This is a genomic window from Priestia sp. TRM10 (genome assembly GCF_057808375.1).
Window position 1 is genome coordinate 421,894 of the sequence record NZ_JBJZOT010000015.1, and the last position, 17,361, is coordinate 439,254.

Annotated in this window: 16 protein-coding genes; 5 read left to right on the forward strand and 11 right to left on the reverse strand. The window is 36.1% G+C overall.

Annotation, left to right across the window (positions count from 1 at the left end; all coding sequences use genetic code 11):
• Positions 1-159 precede the first annotated feature (159 nt).
• The 9 genes from ACK3CR_RS18890 to ACK3CR_RS18930 form a co-directional block, all read right to left on the reverse strand.
• A complete protein-coding gene (locus ACK3CR_RS18890) occupies positions 160-1,494 on the reverse strand; it encodes a sodium-dependent transporter (RefSeq protein ID WP_243518749.1) in 1,335 nt (444 codons plus the stop codon).
• 142 nt (positions 1,495-1,636) lie between these two features.
• Positions 1,637-1,936 carry a DUF3243 domain-containing protein gene (locus ACK3CR_RS18895; protein ID WP_430237265.1) on the reverse strand — a complete coding sequence of 100 codons (300 nt, stop codon included), beginning with the start codon at positions 1,934-1,936 and terminating at the stop codon, positions 1,637-1,639.
• An 82-nt stretch (positions 1,937-2,018) separates the two neighbouring features.
• Positions 2,019-3,107, reverse strand: a complete 1,089-nt coding sequence (locus ACK3CR_RS18900; protein WP_185183367.1) for an AI-2E family transporter — start codon at positions 3,105-3,107, stop codon at positions 2,019-2,021.
• A gap of 52 nt (positions 3,108-3,159) precedes the next feature.
• A complete protein-coding gene (locus ACK3CR_RS18905) occupies positions 3,160-4,311 on the reverse strand; it encodes a toxic anion resistance protein (RefSeq protein ID WP_046217707.1) in 1,152 nt (383 codons plus the stop codon).
• A gap of 13 nt (positions 4,312-4,324) precedes the next feature.
• Complete coding sequence (locus tag ACK3CR_RS18910; RefSeq protein ID WP_488975938.1) at positions 4,325-4,954, reverse strand: 5-bromo-4-chloroindolyl phosphate hydrolysis family protein; 630 nt, start codon at positions 4,952-4,954, stop codon at positions 4,325-4,327.
• Positions 4,955-5,136: 182 nt separating this feature from the next.
• Complete coding sequence (gene ltaS / locus ACK3CR_RS18915; RefSeq protein WP_243518742.1) at positions 5,137-7,305, reverse strand: lipoteichoic acid synthase; 2,169 nt, start codon at positions 7,303-7,305, stop codon at positions 5,137-5,139.
• Positions 7,306-7,945: 640 nt separating this feature from the next.
• Positions 7,946-9,175: an MFS transporter gene (locus tag ACK3CR_RS18920; protein ID WP_328122625.1), complete on the reverse strand. Its 1,230-nt coding sequence runs from the start codon at positions 9,173-9,175 to the stop codon at positions 7,946-7,948.
• Positions 9,176-9,311: 136 nt separating this feature from the next.
• A complete protein-coding gene (locus ACK3CR_RS18925) occupies positions 9,312-10,607 on the reverse strand; it encodes a glycosyl hydrolase family 18 protein (protein ID WP_488975939.1) in 1,296 nt (431 codons plus the stop codon).
• Between the two features lie 198 nt (positions 10,608-10,805).
• The gene (locus ACK3CR_RS18930; protein ID WP_243518737.1) at positions 10,806-11,564 is read right to left on the reverse strand and encodes an SDR family NAD(P)-dependent oxidoreductase; all 759 of its coding nucleotides are present in this window, start codon (positions 11,562-11,564) and stop codon (positions 10,806-10,808) included.
• Positions 11,565-11,744: 180 nt separating this feature from the next.
• Here ACK3CR_RS18930 and ACK3CR_RS18935 point away from each other — a divergent pair, with 180 nt between their 5' ends.
• Positions 11,745-13,118 carry an MATE family efflux transporter gene (locus ACK3CR_RS18935; protein WP_243518734.1) on the forward strand — a complete coding sequence of 458 codons (1,374 nt, stop codon included), beginning with the start codon at positions 11,745-11,747 and terminating at the stop codon, positions 13,116-13,118.
• 32 nt (positions 13,119-13,150) lie between these two features.
• On the opposite strand, the gene ACK3CR_RS18940 is transcribed toward ACK3CR_RS18935, so the two are convergent.
• Both ACK3CR_RS18940 and ACK3CR_RS18945 read right to left on the reverse strand, forming a co-directional pair.
• The gene (locus ACK3CR_RS18940) at positions 13,151-13,534 is read right to left on the reverse strand and encodes a replication termination protein (protein ID WP_019392100.1); all 384 of its coding nucleotides are present in this window, start codon (positions 13,532-13,534) and stop codon (positions 13,151-13,153) included.
• Positions 13,535-13,698: 164 nt separating this feature from the next.
• A complete protein-coding gene (locus tag ACK3CR_RS18945) occupies positions 13,699-14,667 on the reverse strand; it encodes a bile acid:sodium symporter family protein (RefSeq protein WP_243518730.1) in 969 nt (322 codons plus the stop codon).
• A gap of 140 nt (positions 14,668-14,807) precedes the next feature.
• On the opposite strand from ACK3CR_RS18945, the gene ACK3CR_RS18950 reads away from it, so the two are divergent.
• From ACK3CR_RS18950 to ACK3CR_RS18965, 4 genes are all read left to right on the forward strand, one after another.
• Positions 14,808-15,533 (forward strand): class I SAM-dependent methyltransferase, encoded by a 726-nt coding sequence (locus tag ACK3CR_RS18950; RefSeq protein WP_328122623.1) that lies wholly within the window; start codon positions 14,808-14,810, stop codon positions 15,531-15,533.
• Between the two features lie 71 nt (positions 15,534-15,604).
• Positions 15,605-15,853, forward strand: a complete 249-nt coding sequence (locus ACK3CR_RS18955) for a hypothetical protein (protein WP_243518726.1) — start codon at positions 15,605-15,607, stop codon at positions 15,851-15,853.
• A gap of 332 nt (positions 15,854-16,185) precedes the next feature.
• Complete coding sequence (locus tag ACK3CR_RS18960; protein WP_488975941.1) at positions 16,186-16,596, forward strand: thiol-disulfide oxidoreductase DCC family protein; 411 nt, start codon at positions 16,186-16,188, stop codon at positions 16,594-16,596.
• Between the two features lie 5 nt (positions 16,597-16,601).
• Positions 16,602-17,357 carry a GDSL-type esterase/lipase family protein gene (locus ACK3CR_RS18965; RefSeq protein ID WP_488975942.1) on the forward strand — a complete coding sequence of 252 codons (756 nt, stop codon included), beginning with the start codon at positions 16,602-16,604 and terminating at the stop codon, positions 17,355-17,357.
• Positions 17,358-17,361: the final 4 nt, after the last annotated feature.

Genomic DNA, 17,361 nt, shown 5'->3' on the forward strand with positions numbered 1-17,361 from the left:
TTTCTTACAGAAGGATGGAAATATGGAAAAGGTCTCACATTGACTATCAAACTACATCATAAAATTCGAAAAAGAGGTCAAAAGAACTAAAAAACCCATCCAACTTTTTACTCATTGGGTGGGTTTTAACAAAACAGAGGTAAGCAATTAGAAGTTTTATTATTTCCAAATAGGTAATCCGCCTAAAAAAACCACAATAATAATGAGAGGCAGAAGATATTTGAGTAAGAACAACCACAAAATGAACACTCGTTTTCCAATTGAACTTCCAGCTTGAAATTCTTCTAAGAGAGTTTCTCGTTTCATACGGTATCCAACGAAAATCGAGATAGCTAAACTTCCAAGTGGCAGCATCATGTTGCTTACTAAAAAGTCAAACAAATCAAAGATATTCTTATTAAATAGAGTAACATGGCTGAGAGCTCCGTAAGAAAGAGCTGGGAATACGCCTACAACAAAGACGATAATTCCCCCTATCCACGAAAATTTCTTGCGTTTCTCTACATCTCCTTTTCCTAATGCAGAAGTGATAATTTCAAGCATTGAAAAAGAAGAGGTTAACGTTGCAAATAAAAATAGAATTAAAAAGATTGTTAAGAAAACAACCCCAAACGGCATCTGTTCAAACACAGATGGCAGAGCAACAAATAATAAACCTGGTCCTGCCGTTGGCTCAATTCCAAATGAAAATACTGCTGGAAAAATAGCAAGCCCTGCAAGAAGCGACACGAAAATATTTAAAAGAGCTACGCTCCCTGCTGAACGAGTAAGGCTGACGCTTTTATCTAAATATGAACTGTACGTAACCATACAAGAAAGTCCAACACAAAGCGCAAAGAACGATTGTCCAAGTGCAAATAAAACAGACTGACCTGTAATCGCACTAAAATCTGGTTTCAGAAAAAAGCGAACTCCTTCCATTGCATCTGGCAGAGTTAGAGAGCGAACAACAAGCACGATGAAGAAAATAAATAAAGCAGGCATCATATACTTATTTGCACGCTCAATTCCTTTTTGAACGCCAACAGATACAACAATAATATTAATGAGTAGAAAGACCGCCTGAGCTCCAACTACAACAAAAGGGTTAGCAATAATTGTATCAAAAAGTGGACCATACTCTTTTCCAAGTAAATCTCCAGAAATACTTAAAATCGTGTAAAGCAGAATCCAACCGCCTACAACGCTATAAAAAGCTAAAAGTAAAACGCTACTTGCTACTCCAAGTTTTCCAATCCACGGCCATCCTTTTGGAGCAAGCGCTTTATAAGCACTAACTGCTTCTTTTCCAGTACTACGTCCAATTACAAATTCAGCAAGTAAAAGAGGTAGCCCAACAAAAAGTGTGAAAATGATAAATAAAAGAAAAAATGCGCCTCCTCCGCTCGTTCCCGCTACGTACGGAAACTTCCAAATGGCACCTAATCCAATCGCCGCTCCAGCGGATGCTAGAATAAAACCTAGCCGCGACGACCATTTATTACTGTCTTCCATAAAAAGCCCCTTTCTCATAAAACAAACCACTGTTTCTATGTTACTAAAAATAGAGGCTTCTCCACAACTAAAAACGTATATTTTGTGCTTTAAAATATTTTAGAGAACCTAAAAAAAAGCCGGTGCTCATGCACCGACTTTTTTAATTTGTTTCGTCTGTTAACCGAACAAGCATACGAGCTAAGTGATGACGATCCTCTTCTTCGCCAACTTTCCATAGTTGTTGTAGTAAGTACTCTTCACGGTTTTTAGGTTCTTCATTCTTCGCTAGATAGTCTGCTACTTTTTTCGCTGACTTTGCAATAGCTTCTTCGCTTAATCCAAGCTTTTGACCCTTTTCTACTTTATCACCTAAGTAGTTCTTGAATTCCTCAAAGTTTTGAAGAATTTGCTCTTTCTCTTCTTGGTTTTTTTCACGTACTGCTTTTTCTGCTCTTTCCATTTGTAAAACCTCCTAATAGTTTGTACTAACTTATATTAGGTTGGTTCCCCCATTTCGAGCTTTCAAACATGTAAAAGTGTTTTTATTCTTCGTGCACATTATAGTATGGAAACAGCAGTTCATACACTTTCATAACAACAACTTTTAGCACACAATATGTTGGAAGGGCAAGAAGCAGGCCTACAAATCCGAAGAAGCTCCCAGATGCAAGCAAAAGTAAAATAACGGTTACAGGATGCACATCAAGCTTTTTCCCCATAACTTGTGGAGAAATTAAGTTACTTTCAATTTGCTGAATAATGATAATCCCGATAATCACGTAAAGAGCAAGGCGAGGCTCTTGAATAAAACCGACAATCACGCCTGGCACTGTACCAATAAAAGGGCCTACAAACGGAATTAGATTCGTAAACAGCGCAATTAAAGCTAAAATTAGCGCATAATCAAGCCCAAGCAAAAGATATAAGATATAAACACAAATGCCTACAAACAAGCTCACAATAACTTGTCCTTGCACATAAGCGCTTAATGTACTACTTGCTTGCTTTAATACATCATACGTTACTTCACGATATTTAGCTGATGGAATAAAGCGTGAGAAAGTCTTTGGAAGCTTGTGTCCGTCTTTCAACATATAAAAGAGGACAAATGGCACTGTAATAATGACAATAATGGTATTACGTAAAAAGTCAATAATTTGAATTGTGCTATTGCCAAGTGTTGTTGCTACTTCACCAAGCATCTCAGTTGCACGCTTTTCAAGATCATTATTAGCAAGGCGAGCTCTAAGTTCATCAGACCATGGAAGGGTTTGAAGGTCTTGAATATTATCCGTTATATCCCGAGCAACGTTTGGCAAAAAGTTCACAAACTGAGCAAGCTGATGAGATACAATTGGATATAAATATGTTCCAACGCTTGTTACTCCTGTAATAAAAGCCGAGAAAACAAGCAGAATAGCTAGGATTCTCGGAATTTTTAGAAGCGTTAGTAAAAAAACGATCGGGCGCAATAAATAATACAGAACGCCCGCAATAATAAGAGGGGCCAAAATATTTGTAATCATGCTTATTATTGGTGTGATAACAAAGGATACTTTTGAAAGCATGAAAAGTATCGTTAAAAATAGTAAAATTAAAACACCTGACTGCAGTGCCTTAGACTTTCTCATAAAACCCTTTTCTCCTTCTCTCTCTACCTTACTTTTTTTAAACATAGGCTCTTTACGTTAAATCAAGAAGACGTTTTTTCAAGTTATCTTCCATGTGCTGTAATTCTCGTTCAGCTTCCTTCCGTTTTGTCCGGCCATCTGCTTGAATTTGAAGCACTTCTTCTAATGTTTCAACTAAATTTTCCTGCGTTTTTTGGAGCGTTTCAATGTCAACAAGCCCACGCTCGTTCTCTCTTGCAATATCAACCGTATTTTTCTTCAATAGCTCTGAATTCTTTAACAATAAATCATTTGTTGTGTTCGTTACCTCACGCTGCGCTTCCATTGCTTTTTCTTGTCTTAAAAGCGTAAGAGCAATCACAACTTGATTTTTCCATAGAGGAATTGCCGTTAGAATAGAGCTTTGTATTTTTTCTACAAGTGTTTGATTTACTTCCTGAATCATTCGAATTTGAGGAGCGCTTTGAATAGCGATTTGTCTGCTTAACTTCAGATCGTATGTTCGTTTATCAAGACGAGTCATAAACTGCTTTACATCGTTCACTTCTTGCACGGTTAAATAATTGTCCGTTTTTAATGCTTCTTGTTCAAGCTTTGGAAGCGTTTCTGTTTCAAGAAGTTCTAGTTTATGTTCAGCTGCTGCAATATAGATATTTAATGCATCAAAGTACTCTTTGTTTTTATCATAGAGCTTTTCAAGCATAAGAAGATCTCGGTACAGCTCTTGCTTTGTGTGCTCAAGCTGATCAGCAATTTTCTCAATTTCCACTTGCAAGCTGCTGTATTTTGGAAAAATACCTTTTGCTGAACGAGAAATAGTAGAAAAAAAGCGGCCCACTCTTCCTTGTTTCTTACCTGATAGCTCATCAAGATTAAGCTGTTTAATTTTCCCCATAAGATCTGTCAGCACTTCTCCTACTGGTCCTGTATCTTTTGCCTGAACATGCTGAAGAACGCCTTGAGAGAACTTAGAAAGCTCGGACTGTGCAGCAACTCCATATTGCAAAATTGCCTGATGATCATTTTGATTAATTTGCTCTGAAATTTTAATTGCTTTTTCTTTATATTGAGGAGAAAGCCTTTCAATTGCTTTTACCTCTCCTTTTTCTTCTTTAGAGAGCTCAGTTGAAGATTCATTTGTTTTAAATGGGTCACTTAATAAATCATCAAAACTGCTTAAAGAATTATCTTTGAATTCGTTCATTTTATCACCCTTTTCATTTCCCTGCTGGTGGTTTACTTTCTCCATAGCTGTTATGAAGAAGACTCTGCTCAATTTCGAGCGCTGTTAGATCCTGGCTAATGCTAGATGTTAGAACTTCATCATATTTCACCATTAATTCATCTAACGTATCTTCTGTTTCACTTAGCGCAATTTTCACTTCAGCATTTTTAGTTGGCTTCGCAAGTAAAAATGTATATCGATCAACAATTTTGACCGTAGAAGGCAAATATTTTTTAAAAAAGTCTTGTGCTTCATAAAATCGAGCAGGTTCTTTATCAACCATATCAATAATGGAGCGACCAACTTTTTGAAGTTTGTTAATTTTAATCCATACATGCATTGATTTTACTTTAAAACGAGACTGACTTAGCATACGAAGTGATTTTCTCGCTTCTTTTACATGATGGTCAACATATGCTTTTTGCTCTTTAAATGGATCGTAGCGGAAATTTCGGCGCAAAAGAAAGTAACATAAACAGAGGAGAACCGTTGCGCTCCACGTTCCTATCCCAATTAATATAGAAAAGAACAGCGGAATATCTAAAAAGAACGCCGCTCCAACGATTGTTACAAACCCAGCTAAACCTGAATACAGCAACGTTTGAATGATTCGCTTGATCACTTTACAATTTCCTCCCTATTAGCGAACATTTTCTTTCATAATAGCACACTTCATCTAAATATTCGAACGAGTTTGCTTTCGGTGTTTCTTCACTATGTTATACGTTTTTTCTCTATCTAAAGTTTCATTTTTCCGCTTTTGAACTTATAAAAAAAGTGTGAGGGATATATCCCTCACACTTTTTATTTAGCTTCAGATTCTTGAGTTTCAGACTCTTGAGTTTTAGTTTGTGGCGTTTCAGATCCTTGAAGTTCAGATCCTGGCGCTGCTGGCTCATAATCTGCTCCGTCTTTTGCTTGTTCTTCGCTCGCTTCAAGACCGTAACCTTTAGCTTTATATTCTGCTTCTTTTTCCTGTTTTTCTTGTTCAAGAGTTTTCTTCTCTTTTTCAAGGAATCCAGGTTCTTTTGCTAATTTCTCATCTTTTGAATAATCAAATGATGTACGCTTCGGTTGTTCAAACCCTTTTAAGTCATAGAAACGGAGTAAATCACCATATACAAGCTTATCTGAAAGCTCTAGCTTCTTCTGTACAAGCTCCTGGTCTTTTTTCGTTTCATCTGTACTTGGGAGTTTTTCTCCTGTTGCGTTGTCGTACACTTTATCATCAAGCTGCGTATATTCTGGTGTTACAAAGTCTCCGTTACGGAACGGTACGATTTGCTGATGATCTTTTGATAGAAGATCTGTACCAAATTGAATTTGGTTTTTCGTATCGACTCCGAGTAAGTGTTCTACCGTTGGTCTTACGTCGACTTGTCCGCCGTACGTATCCTTCACTCCACCTTTGCCTTCAAGGCCTGGTGCATGAATAAACAGTGGTACACGCTGAAGCTGTGCTTCTTCAAAGTCGTTGATATCTTTACCCATAACTTTGCTCATTGCTTTTTTATGGTTTTCAGAAATACCGTAATGGTCACCATACATTACAATTACAGAGTTTTCGTAAAGACCAGATTCTTTTAAGTCATTAAAGAACTGTTCTAAAGCTTCGTCCATGTATCGTGCTGTTTGGAAGTAGTTATCAACAGATGTGTCACCTGTATCCCCTGGTGCAATGGTCTTTTTATCATCACTTAACGGATAAGGGAAATGGTTTGATAACGTAATAAACTTCGTATAGAACGGTTGTTTTAATGATTCTAAATATGGCATTGATTCTTTAAAGTATGGTTTATCTTCTAAACCGTAGTTTAAGACATGACCATCTACCATATTGTAGTAGCTTTCATCAAAGAAATGATCGTAGCCAAATGCTTTATAGTTCTCTTCACGGTTCCAGAACGATTTGTTGTTTCCGTGGAAGACCGCTGTATCTTTATATCCATTTTCCTTCAATAGTTGCGGTAAAGCTTGGTACGTGTTTTCAGCTTTTGTTGAGAACACAGAACCTTGTGGTAATGGATAAATACTATTTTCCATCATAAACTCAGCATCAGATGTTTTACCTTGACCTGTTTGGTGGAACAGATTCTTAAAGTATAAAGTGTTGCTATCTTTGGCTAAGCTATTTAAAAACGGTGTTACTTCCTGCCCATTTAACTTATAGTCAATCATAAATGACTGAAGGGACTCAAGTGAAATATAAATCACGTTCTTCCCTTTTAATTGACCAAAATATTCTGGGTTTGGTTCTGCATAAGATGCTTTTGTAAAGTTTTCTACTTCCGTAATATCACTGCTGTCTGCTAAAGCACGTTGAGCAGATGATTTTGTACTTTGAATTGCATCATAAATAGTATAGTTGTAAGCACCAAGATATTTTACAAGGTAGTTACGATCAAACGCACGCGTTAGAAGCTGTGGACGATCTGATTCAGCAAGAGCTAAGTTTCCTGCAAAAATCATAATCGCTGCTGTAAAAACAGCTACAATTCCACGACGGCTAAATTTCTCCGCATGTGGTTTAACAACTTTAAATAGAACAAGTGCGATTAAGATGATTGTATCTGTAAAATATAAAATATCTGTTGGTGTCATTAATGCTTGTGCACTTCCGCCCAGTTTACCAAAGTTTTCAGTTTGTCTTAAAACCGGTATTGTAATGAAGTCATTGAAAAAGCGGTAAAACACAATATTCGCAAATAGAATAAATGATAATACAAAGTTAATCGCAATCAATACTCTATACTGCGCTTTCCCCTTGAAAAATAGCGCAATTCCTAAAAAGAATAAGGAAGAGCTGATTGGGTTAATGAATAATAAAAACTTCTGCATTGAATTGTCTATTCCAAGATCAAATTCAAATCGATAAGCTGCGTAAGTTTTTAACCAAAATAGAACCGCAATAAATAGGAAAAGTCCTAAATGCGTGTTCAAAAATTGTTGACCTTTCCTGAAAAACGATTTCATACTTTCACCTCTCTACAATTAACGTTCCCTTTTTTTATAAGAAAATGAACGCAACAAAAAAAGACAAACTCCCTAACAGAATAAAAGAGAGCTTTTTGGACAGTATGCCACTATTCTACCGCTTAGCTGATAGAAGTCAAATGATATTTTTGGAAAAAGAGCTTTTTTTGTAGGTTTTCCTATTATACGTTATTCTTTTTATTTTACAAATAGCCCATTTTACCTATTCATATCTTAAAGCCGCACTTTATTCTAACTCCCTTTACCCTCTTCCGATTAAAAGTATGCTTCATTTTTTATTTTCTTTCATAAATCGAACAAAGTGAGTGGAGCTAGGAATTAATATATGTTGTCCTATCTCTAAGTAGTATATATATTATTTGTTTTTCTCCGATAAAACTCCTGCCGTTTCCTTAAAACACCTGTGAACTTTCTCAGAACGTTTTACACTATACGGGATGTGATCGAAGAATACAACAAACAATATCTGCTAATGAGAAAACAACACTTTTTTGTTCTGTCTTTTTTCTCTATTTGCCTTTTCCTTATATATAGACGATTTTGTTTTTATTTTGTTTCAGTTTTTATAAAATTTCTATTAAGATAAAAAATGAGGAAGCACCTGTATAAGGATGCTTCCTCATTCTTTATCTGGTTGAATTCGCCACCATACAAGGATTCCTCCAATAAGACTAAGCACAACATTTATATAAAAAAGACCCTTATCCATATGAGTTGTCAAAATAGCAAAAAGAGGAGGACCAAGTGCAACTCCGACAAAACGCATAGAGCTATAAATGGATGTAATCGTCCCTCTTTCTTCCTTACCAACACCTTCTGTAATAAGGGCATCAAGACTTGGTAGTGAACTCCCAATTCCAATCCCTGTTAACACTAAGAGACCAACAAGCACAACAAAAGAAGAGAAAAAGGATGCAATAAATAACGAAGCAGCTGTGAGTAGCAGTCCAATCACTGTAATCCATTTCATAAGAAGCTTGTTTTGCTTGATCACTTTTCCGGTTATAAAAGAAGCTAAACAGAGGGCTGCAAGCGGGATAGCCAACACAAGCCCTTTATCAACACCAACCATTCCAAATTCTTTCTCAAGTCTGTTTGCTAAATAAAAAAGAAAACCGAACAAAATGAACATTAAAATAGTACCAGCAATAAAAATGCTGTATAACCAGTGACCTTCTTCTTTAAAAATTCGTTTCACTTTCTTTAAAAATTCGTTAAGTGGTAATGGTTCATCTTGCTGTTTTGGTACTTTCACACAGAAAAAAAGAAAAAGAATAGAAATTAGACAAAGAACAGGAATGGCAAAGAAAGGCATAAACCATACAACTACGGCTAGTAAGGACCCTAATATAGGGCTAACAACTTTCCCTAATGTATTAGCGGTTTCTACAATACCAAGATTTGCACTAACTTCTTCTTCGTCTTTGTACAAATCTCCAACAAGAGGAAGCACAATAGGAGAAGCCCCTGCAGCCCCAATTCCTTGCAGTATCCGACCAATTAAAATCATCATATAAGGTTCATTAATTTGCCATGCTGCATACCCAGAAACAAGCCCACCTAATAAAGAGATAATAAGGCTTGGAATAATGATTTTTTTTCGTCCAAAGCGATCTGAAAGATAGCCTGCAACGGGAATTAAAATAATAGCAGCTACGGAATAGAGCGTAATAATAAGGCTTGACTGGAAAGAACTAATAGAAAGCTCTTTCTCTAGAGTTGGTAGGATCGGGATAAGCATTGAATTTCCCAATGTCATTACAAGGGGAATTGTAGCAATTGAAATTAAGCATAGGACCCCAGGAACATTTTCTTTTGGTGAGTTATTACATGTTGCTGATTCTTTCACTATTCTTCACCTTTCTTGCTCTATAAAAGCTGATGATACTCTTACTATTCCCGCTTGCTTTGTTTTCACAATAGAGAAAGTTTGGTAATCAAAAAAGACCCTCATATATGTATGAGGGTCTTCTCCAATTTTAACATTACTTAAAGCAATAAAAGTTTGAGCATTCTTTTTGTAAATGCAATAATGCATAAACACTTCCCATATTTGTTCCCACTACAACCCAAGGCGAATATGCTACATTACTTTTCTCTGGTTCAAATTCTTGCACTGGCCACTGAGCCATATAAAGCACACCATTATGTTTAACAATTTCACCTTGTTCATAAGTTTTCGTTGGCTGCCATTTTATGCTTTTTGGCATTTTATTTTTAACTTTGTTTTCTGTTTGTGTTTCTTCTGGTTCCTCTGTTTCTGTAACTGTACTATGAATTTGCTTAAGGGTTGTTTCATTCTGCTCGGCATTTTCTTCATTCTCTAATACAATTACGCCACCTGTTTTGTTAAGCGCTAGATTTGTTTTTTCTTGCACAGTTTCCTGGGTTTCCGTTGTTTCTTTCGTTTCCTGAGTTTCCTGAGTTTCCTGGATTTCTTCTTTTATTTCTGTTTTAGGCATTTCTTCTACATCTTTTGGTTTACTCTGTTCCTGTGCTAATGACTTAGTTTCAGCAGGCTCCAAGTTTTCCGAAACTGGAATGCTAAGTGTTATTTTATTTTCATCTCCTACTTGCTCTGTCCAGTAGGCAATTGTTTGCTTTGACTCTTCATAAGACATTGTTTCCGTGTCATTAGTAGGCATAATGTTTACCCAATCCACTGTAGCTAAGATACTTTTTACTTCTTCACTTAATTCACTTGCTTCGTTTTCATCATTAGAATGACGAACAGAAAGGGTAAGAAGTGTTTGGCTTTCACTCGAAATTTGATCAAGCTCATGAATAAGTTCAACATAAAACAACTGCTTTTCTTTTTCATCTTGAGAAGCCCAGTCAACATTGATGCCGTCTACTCCATATGTTTGAATAAGATTTTTTACTTCTTTACTAAACGTCTTTTGTATAGTTTCTTCTGCCGGAAGAGCCGCGTATGCACTAGCATCCGCTTCTTTCAAATCTATAAGCACCTTTACTCCATGTTCATGTGCTTTTAAGACAAGCTCTTTTAATTTCTCTGTATCTTGAGGTGAAGGGATTCTCCCATCTTTCTCCATATATAAACTGCCGTATATAACATGAGTAACGCTCTCCCATTGGATTGCTTTTTCAAGATCTACGTTATCGTTAACTGAATAGTATCCCATGATTCGAAAAGAATCTTCTCCTTCGTTCCCAATTGGAATACTTGTTAAGTCTTGTGCGAATGCTTTTAACATATATGGGGAAAGACCTAATGATAAAAAAGACGCACAAAACAGAACAACACACACTTTCTTCATAATTAAGCCCCGCTTCTATTTTTACTTGTAACATGTTTGTAATTTTTGATTTTATTATCATATCACGAATAAGCAGCGAAGTTAAGAAGATATTTGTAATATTTTTAACATAAATGTATTATTAGTAACATACTATCGACCTATAAAAAAGTAAAAAACAAGATAATAAGGTATTATCTTGTTTTTTACTTCCTGTATTTAAAAATTCATGCGAGATTGACCGCCATCTACATTAATACTTGTTCCAACAAGCCATGATGACTTTGGTGATGCTAAAAACAAAACAGCGTTAGCTACTTCTTCCACTGTTCCAAATCGACCTGCAGGAATTTCCTCTTCGATAAACTTTTTAATTTTCTCTGGATGTTCATCAAGGCGTTTTTGCCAGTTTCCTGTTGGGTGAAGAATGCTTCCAGGAGCAATACTATTAACGCGTACATTATGGGGAATACATTCATTTGCAAAAGCCTTTGTAAAGCTAATGAGCGCTGCCTTTGCATTGTTATATGTTACTTTTCCACCGCTTTCTCGTCCAAAAATAGAGGTAATCTGTATAATGCTGCCCGCTCCATTTTCTTTCATATGAGTTCCTGCTAATTTGCTTAAATGAACAGGAGCAAAGTAGTTTAATTCCATTGCTTCATAGAACATATCAAGCTCTGTTTCAAATGCACTTCCCCCATTGCTTCCTCCAGCGTTATTAACTAAAACGTCCACTTTTTTGAAATCTTCTAAGAAGTGATGAAAAAGCTTCTCTCTTTCTTTTTGTTGAGAGAGGTCTACTTCATATATCCTTACATCTCCAAGCTCTTCTCTCGCTTTTTCAAGTTGTTCTTTTGAACGAGCTGCAATTCCTACATTTGCTCCTTCTTCAATAAATGCTTTTGCGATGGCCTTTCCAATTCCTTTTGAGCCTCCTGTTACGAGTACATTTTTATTTTTTAATTGTAAATCCATATAGCTCACATCCTGTTCTTTTGAGTGTTCTTATACCTTTCTTCCTACTTTCATGAAAATAAAAAAAAAATTATAAGTTTGTTGCTCGTCTGCTTATGTAAAAAATAGTTGACAAAAATACGATAACCTCCTAGAATTCATGGGATGAATACGATTCACCAAAAGATGGGAGGATTCTTTTTGTATCAAACATTTACAACAAGTGAAAAACTCAAACAGCTTTTATCCATTTTAATTCCAATCTTCATTACCCAAATTGGTATGTACCTTATGACATTCTTTGATACAACAATGTCTGGCAAAGCAAGTCCTAAAGACTTAGCAGGTGTTGCAATAGGATCAAGCATTTGGATGCCTATCTATACTGGTCTTGCAGGTATTCTCCTAGCAGTCACTCCTATTGTAGCTCAACTGATTGGAGCGGAGCAAAAAAAACGCGTCTCTTTTTCAGTTATTCAAGGGATTTATGTAGCCATTGCGATGTCAATTTTAGTCATCGTAGCTGGAGCATTTCTCTTAAATCCCATTCTTCATATGATGGACATTACAAATGAAGTTCATCACATTGCAAAAGATTACTTAATTGCTTTATCATTGGGCATTTTTCCTCTTTTCATTTATACAACAATTCGCTCCTTTATCGATGCATTAGGAAAAACACGCGTAAGTATGACAATTACTCTTATTGCGCTTCCTGTGAATCTTGTATTAAATTATTTGCTCATTTTCGGGAAATGGGGAGCGCCAAAATTAGGAGGAGTTGGAGCTGGATATGCTACAGCTATTACCTACTGGGTGATTTGCTTTATTGCCGTTTTTACCGTCTCGCAAAAAGAACCTTTCAGGCAATTTCGTCTTTTTAAGAGCGCTTATCGCGTTTCTTTTGCAGAATGGAAAACCATTTTAAAAATTGGTCTTCCTATCGGGTTTTCTATCTTTTTTGAAACAAGTATTTTTGCAGCAGTAACGCTTTTCCTTAGCGTCTACGATACGATTACAATTGCTTCACATCAGGCAGCCATGAATTTTGCTTCCTTATTATATATGATTCCTTTAAGTGTATCGATGGCGCTAACAATTGTGGTCGGATTTGAGATGGGGTCACAGCGACCTCATGATGCTAAAAAATATGGTCATTTAGGTATTATAATTGCTTTATCCCTAGCTATTTTAAACGGTATCTTCCTTTATATTATGCGTGAACCAATCGCCTCTCTTTATACAACAGATCCTAACGTACTAGCACTTACTAAGGTCTTTTTAATATATGCGATTTTCTTTCAGATTTCTGATGCTATTCAGGCACCTATTCAAGGGATTCTTCGCGGACATAAAGATGTTAATATAACCTTTGTAATGGCGCTTGTTTCTTACTGGGTTATCGGTCTTCCTGTTGGATATTCTCTCGCTAATTTCACAAACCTTCACGCATTTGGGTATTGGGTAGGTCTTATTACAGGATTAGCCGTAGGAGCTATTGGTCTTGCTTTTAGACTGCTTTATGTACAAAAAAATGCACAAAAGAAAATAGAATTAGAAAAATCGGCTTCATAATATAAGAAACAACCCTAGGAACATTCCTAGGGTTATTTTATACCAAAATTATCGCGTACCGCTTTTTGAATCATCGATTGACATCTGTCTAGCTCTACTTTAAGCTGACGCTTATATTTTTTTGCTTTTTCATGTCCATTCTCACCAGCAAACCGATAGTATACAACTTCTTGAAGCTTCATGCCTTCTTTTTTCTTTTTCACTTGTTCCAAAACCCCATCTTCAATAAGGTCGTGCAAGGCTTTATAAATTTCAGAGTGATTCGGACGATATCCGAAAGGACGAAATTCTTCTCGTAATACATCAAGCAAACGTAAACCATACAATCGTTCTTGTTCTGTCATTGTAATCATATAAAGCTTAAGAAATGCACGCTGTTTTACTAAGAAACCGCTTGGATTGCGCTTTTCACTCATAAAATTCCTCCTTTTTGTATGTAACGACCTTCCATATTCTTATTATAGTATGAGATTCCTAGAACGGACAAGTGTTCGCTTCCTTTTTGTGTGTTTTATTTTATCATATATCTTCTAAAACATTAAATAAAGAAAAAATAAAAGCAGCTCTTTAAGAGCTGCTTTTATACAACATGCTTTTGTTCTTCCTTTTGACGCTTTTCTTTTCGTTCGTGCTTTTTCCCCCAATATGTGGCAAGAAGCGGTCCTGAAATATTGTGCCATACGCTAAAAATGGCGCTCGGTACAGCTGCAATCGGGCTAAAATGTGCTAGGGCAAGCGCTGCTCCAAGCCCTGAGTTTTGCATCCCAACTTCAATAGAAAGAGCTTTCTGACTTCCTTCATCTAAACGGAAAAGACGAGCAAGAAACCAGCCGAAAAACAAACCAAATAAGTTATGAAGTATAACAATAAAAACCATTTTTAAAGCTGCATCCGCAATTGATTCTGCATTAACAGCAACAACACCTGCTGCAACAGCCACAATTCCAATAACCGAAATAAGCGGTAGAGCTTTTATGCTTTTTTCAACTCCGTTTTTAAATAAAAGCTTCACGATAATACCTAGTATAATAGGAAGCAACACGATTTTTAAAATGGAGACTAAAAGAGAAGATGCGGAAACCTCAAGCCATTGACTTGCAAAAAGCATAATTAAAACAGGAGTCAAAAATGGGGCAATAAGGGTAGCAATACTCGTAACAGCAACGCTTAATGCTGTGTTTCCTTTAGCTAAATAAGTCATAACATTAGAAGCCGTTCCTCCTGGACAACATCCAACTAAAATTACTCCAATTGCAACTTCAGGTGGAAGCTGAAATAAAAGGGCAAGTCCATAAGCAAGTCCTGGCATTATGGTATATTGCCCTACAACACCGATAAGAACGCTTTTTGGTTGCTTAAATACCGCTTTAAAGTCGTTTAAAGATAGCGTTAATCCCATCCCAAACATAATAATCCCTAATAAAATCGAAATGTAGTTACTGATCCAAACAAATGATGAAGGATATAAAAAAGATAATAGCGAAAATAGCACAACCCATAAGGCAAATGTGCTGTTAGCAAATGAACTAATTTTTTCAAGTGCTCTCAATGATGTCAACTCCCCTAACAAGATATAAAGTTTATTATATTTAAAACTTTCGGAAAATTCAACCTTATTTTTATATTTTGTTCCCTATCCTTCCTTTTTAACATAGGCTAGAGCAGACTAATCTCTAGAGAGGTGATAAGATGAAAAAGTATACTTATCTTGATTTTCTGGCTAATTTTGGCGTTGGCGGAGCTCATCCTGGAGGATTACTTCTTACAAAGCATATTTTTGATCAGTACGAAATTGATGAACATACAAGTGTACTAGATGTTGGCTGTGGTACAGGGCAGACTGCTGCATTTCTTTCTCTCGAATATAACTGTTTTGTTGATGCTTGTGACGTTAACAAAATAATGGTTGAGAAAGCAGCCAAAAGGTTTGATGATTTCCTTATTCCAATTGAAGTACGTGAAGAAAATGCTGAAAATCTATCTTACGACGAAAACCTATTTCATTTTGTTCTTTATGAGTCTGTCTTAAACTTTATGAATCTTGAAGAAGGACTAAAAGAAGCTTACCGAGTCTTACAGCCTGATGGAACATTACTAGCTATTGAAATGTTAAAAAAACCTGAAATGACCAAAAGCCAAGAAGAAGATCTTTCATCTTTTTACAACTTAAAATCGCTTCTTTCAATAGAAGATTGGCAAAAGTCTCTTAAAGAAGCAGGATTCACATCTATTACCCTTTCTCCTCTTCCCTCTCTCGCTACGAATAACGAAGACATAGAGCATGGGACAGAGTTTATTCTCTCTCCACATATTGAAAAAGAACTATATGATTTTCTCGATGGTCACGAGAAGCGAATTAAAGATTTTGAAAGCGTACTAGACTATCGAATTATTCAAGCTAAAAAAGAAAAATAGAGATAAGTGCTTATACATCTCCTTTCTCTCCCTCATATGTTAATAGTGCTAAGAGAAAAGGAGGAAAAGCTATGCAATATTATGACTTATGTTGTCGCTACAGAGGTCGTATGGTTCGCATTAATGACCGTCATGGACGCACACACGTAGGAAGAATTTTGAATGTAACACAGCGCAGAGTATTTATTCAGCCAATGCAGGGCGGCCGTGGCTTTGGTTACTTTGGTGGATATGGGTATGGATACGGATATGGAGCAGCATATGGAGTTGCTCTTGGGGCTATTACTGGTATTGCCCTTGCATCTCTTTTCTTTATTTAATAAAAAAGCAGGCTGCTTTGTTTAAAGCAGCCTGCTTTTTTATCATTCCATTAAGCTTCTACTTTTCTATTCTAAAGGATTTATTTGCTGTTCGCGTTTTTCTCCTTGCTGTTCATTATCTTGAAGTACATTGGCTAAAGTACGCTCTTTCATACCTGTTGAAGACACTTTTTAAGCAGTTGAATATGAGAGAAGTCCAACCCACTAACATATCGATCTTATAATAAGGTCACTTACTTATGATAAAATTTAATAACACGATGCACGGTTTTTCCTTTCTTTCATCTTTAAAACATGAAAATAAAGGAAAGAATAAAAAGGAGACAAAAAGGATGGAAAATAATATCGTATTGTTTGATGGAGTATGTTCATTTTGCAATAGCAGCGTTATGTTTTTAATCAAAAGAGATCACAATGAGCTTTTATCATTCTCTTCTCTTCAGTCATCATATGGACAAAAACTGCTAGAGGAATTCAATCTTCCAAAGGATGACTTTGATAGCTTTATTTACATAACAAACGGGAAAGTCTATAGTAAATCTACTGCAGCACTTAAAATTGCCCGCAAGCTTTCGTTTCCTTATAATCTCTTATATGGATTCATTTTAATTCCCATCCCTATTCGAGATAAGGTTTATTCTATTATAGCGCGAAACCGTTATCGATTGTTTCGAAAAAAAACTTTATGCGAAATTCCACCGGAACATATTCGCAAACGATTTTTAGATGACAAAAGCGAGTGATGTAGTTGAAAAAAGTAATGTTGTTACTGTCTTTATTTCTTGTTGTCCCATTTTCACATGCTTACAGCTCTGTACAAGACGTAAATTACGTAGCTCTTGGTGACTCTTTAGCAAAAGGCATGAATCCATATAAAACAGTTGGCAAAGGGTATAGTGATAAACTCATTCCTCTTCTTGAACAGGAAGGCCGTTCTGTTGCATTTTCAAAAGAGTTTGCTGTACCTGGTTACACAACGGCAAATCTTCTTCAAGATTTAGAGGTTAATGCGTATAGCAAACACGAGAACTTGTTTCATTCTGTTGAAAATGCGTCTCTTATTACTGTACAAGCAGGAGCAAATGATCTTCTTCATTATATTGCTCCACACCGTCAACATATGGTATCGCTTAGCAATGGCGAATGGGAGAGCTTATTACAGCAAACACAGCAAAACATGGAAACCATTTTAGAACGAATTAGAGATCTTAACCCAACAAGTGACGTCTATGTTGTTGGATATTATTTTCCTTTTTCAAACATTGACAATCCCTTTCAAGAACAAAACTTGAAGCAGCGGGTTTTAGACCTTAATGTAGCCCTGCAAAAAGCAGCCTCTTCACAGGAGCATGTTTATTACGTTTCGACAGAGAATTTATTTTCACAAAACAGAGGAACCTATTTACCAAATAAGATTGATATTCATCCTTCTCAGCAAGGATATGATCTGTTGGCACAGCGAATTTTTGATACGATCCATTTTTCAGAAAGATTCCTCCAATAAAAAA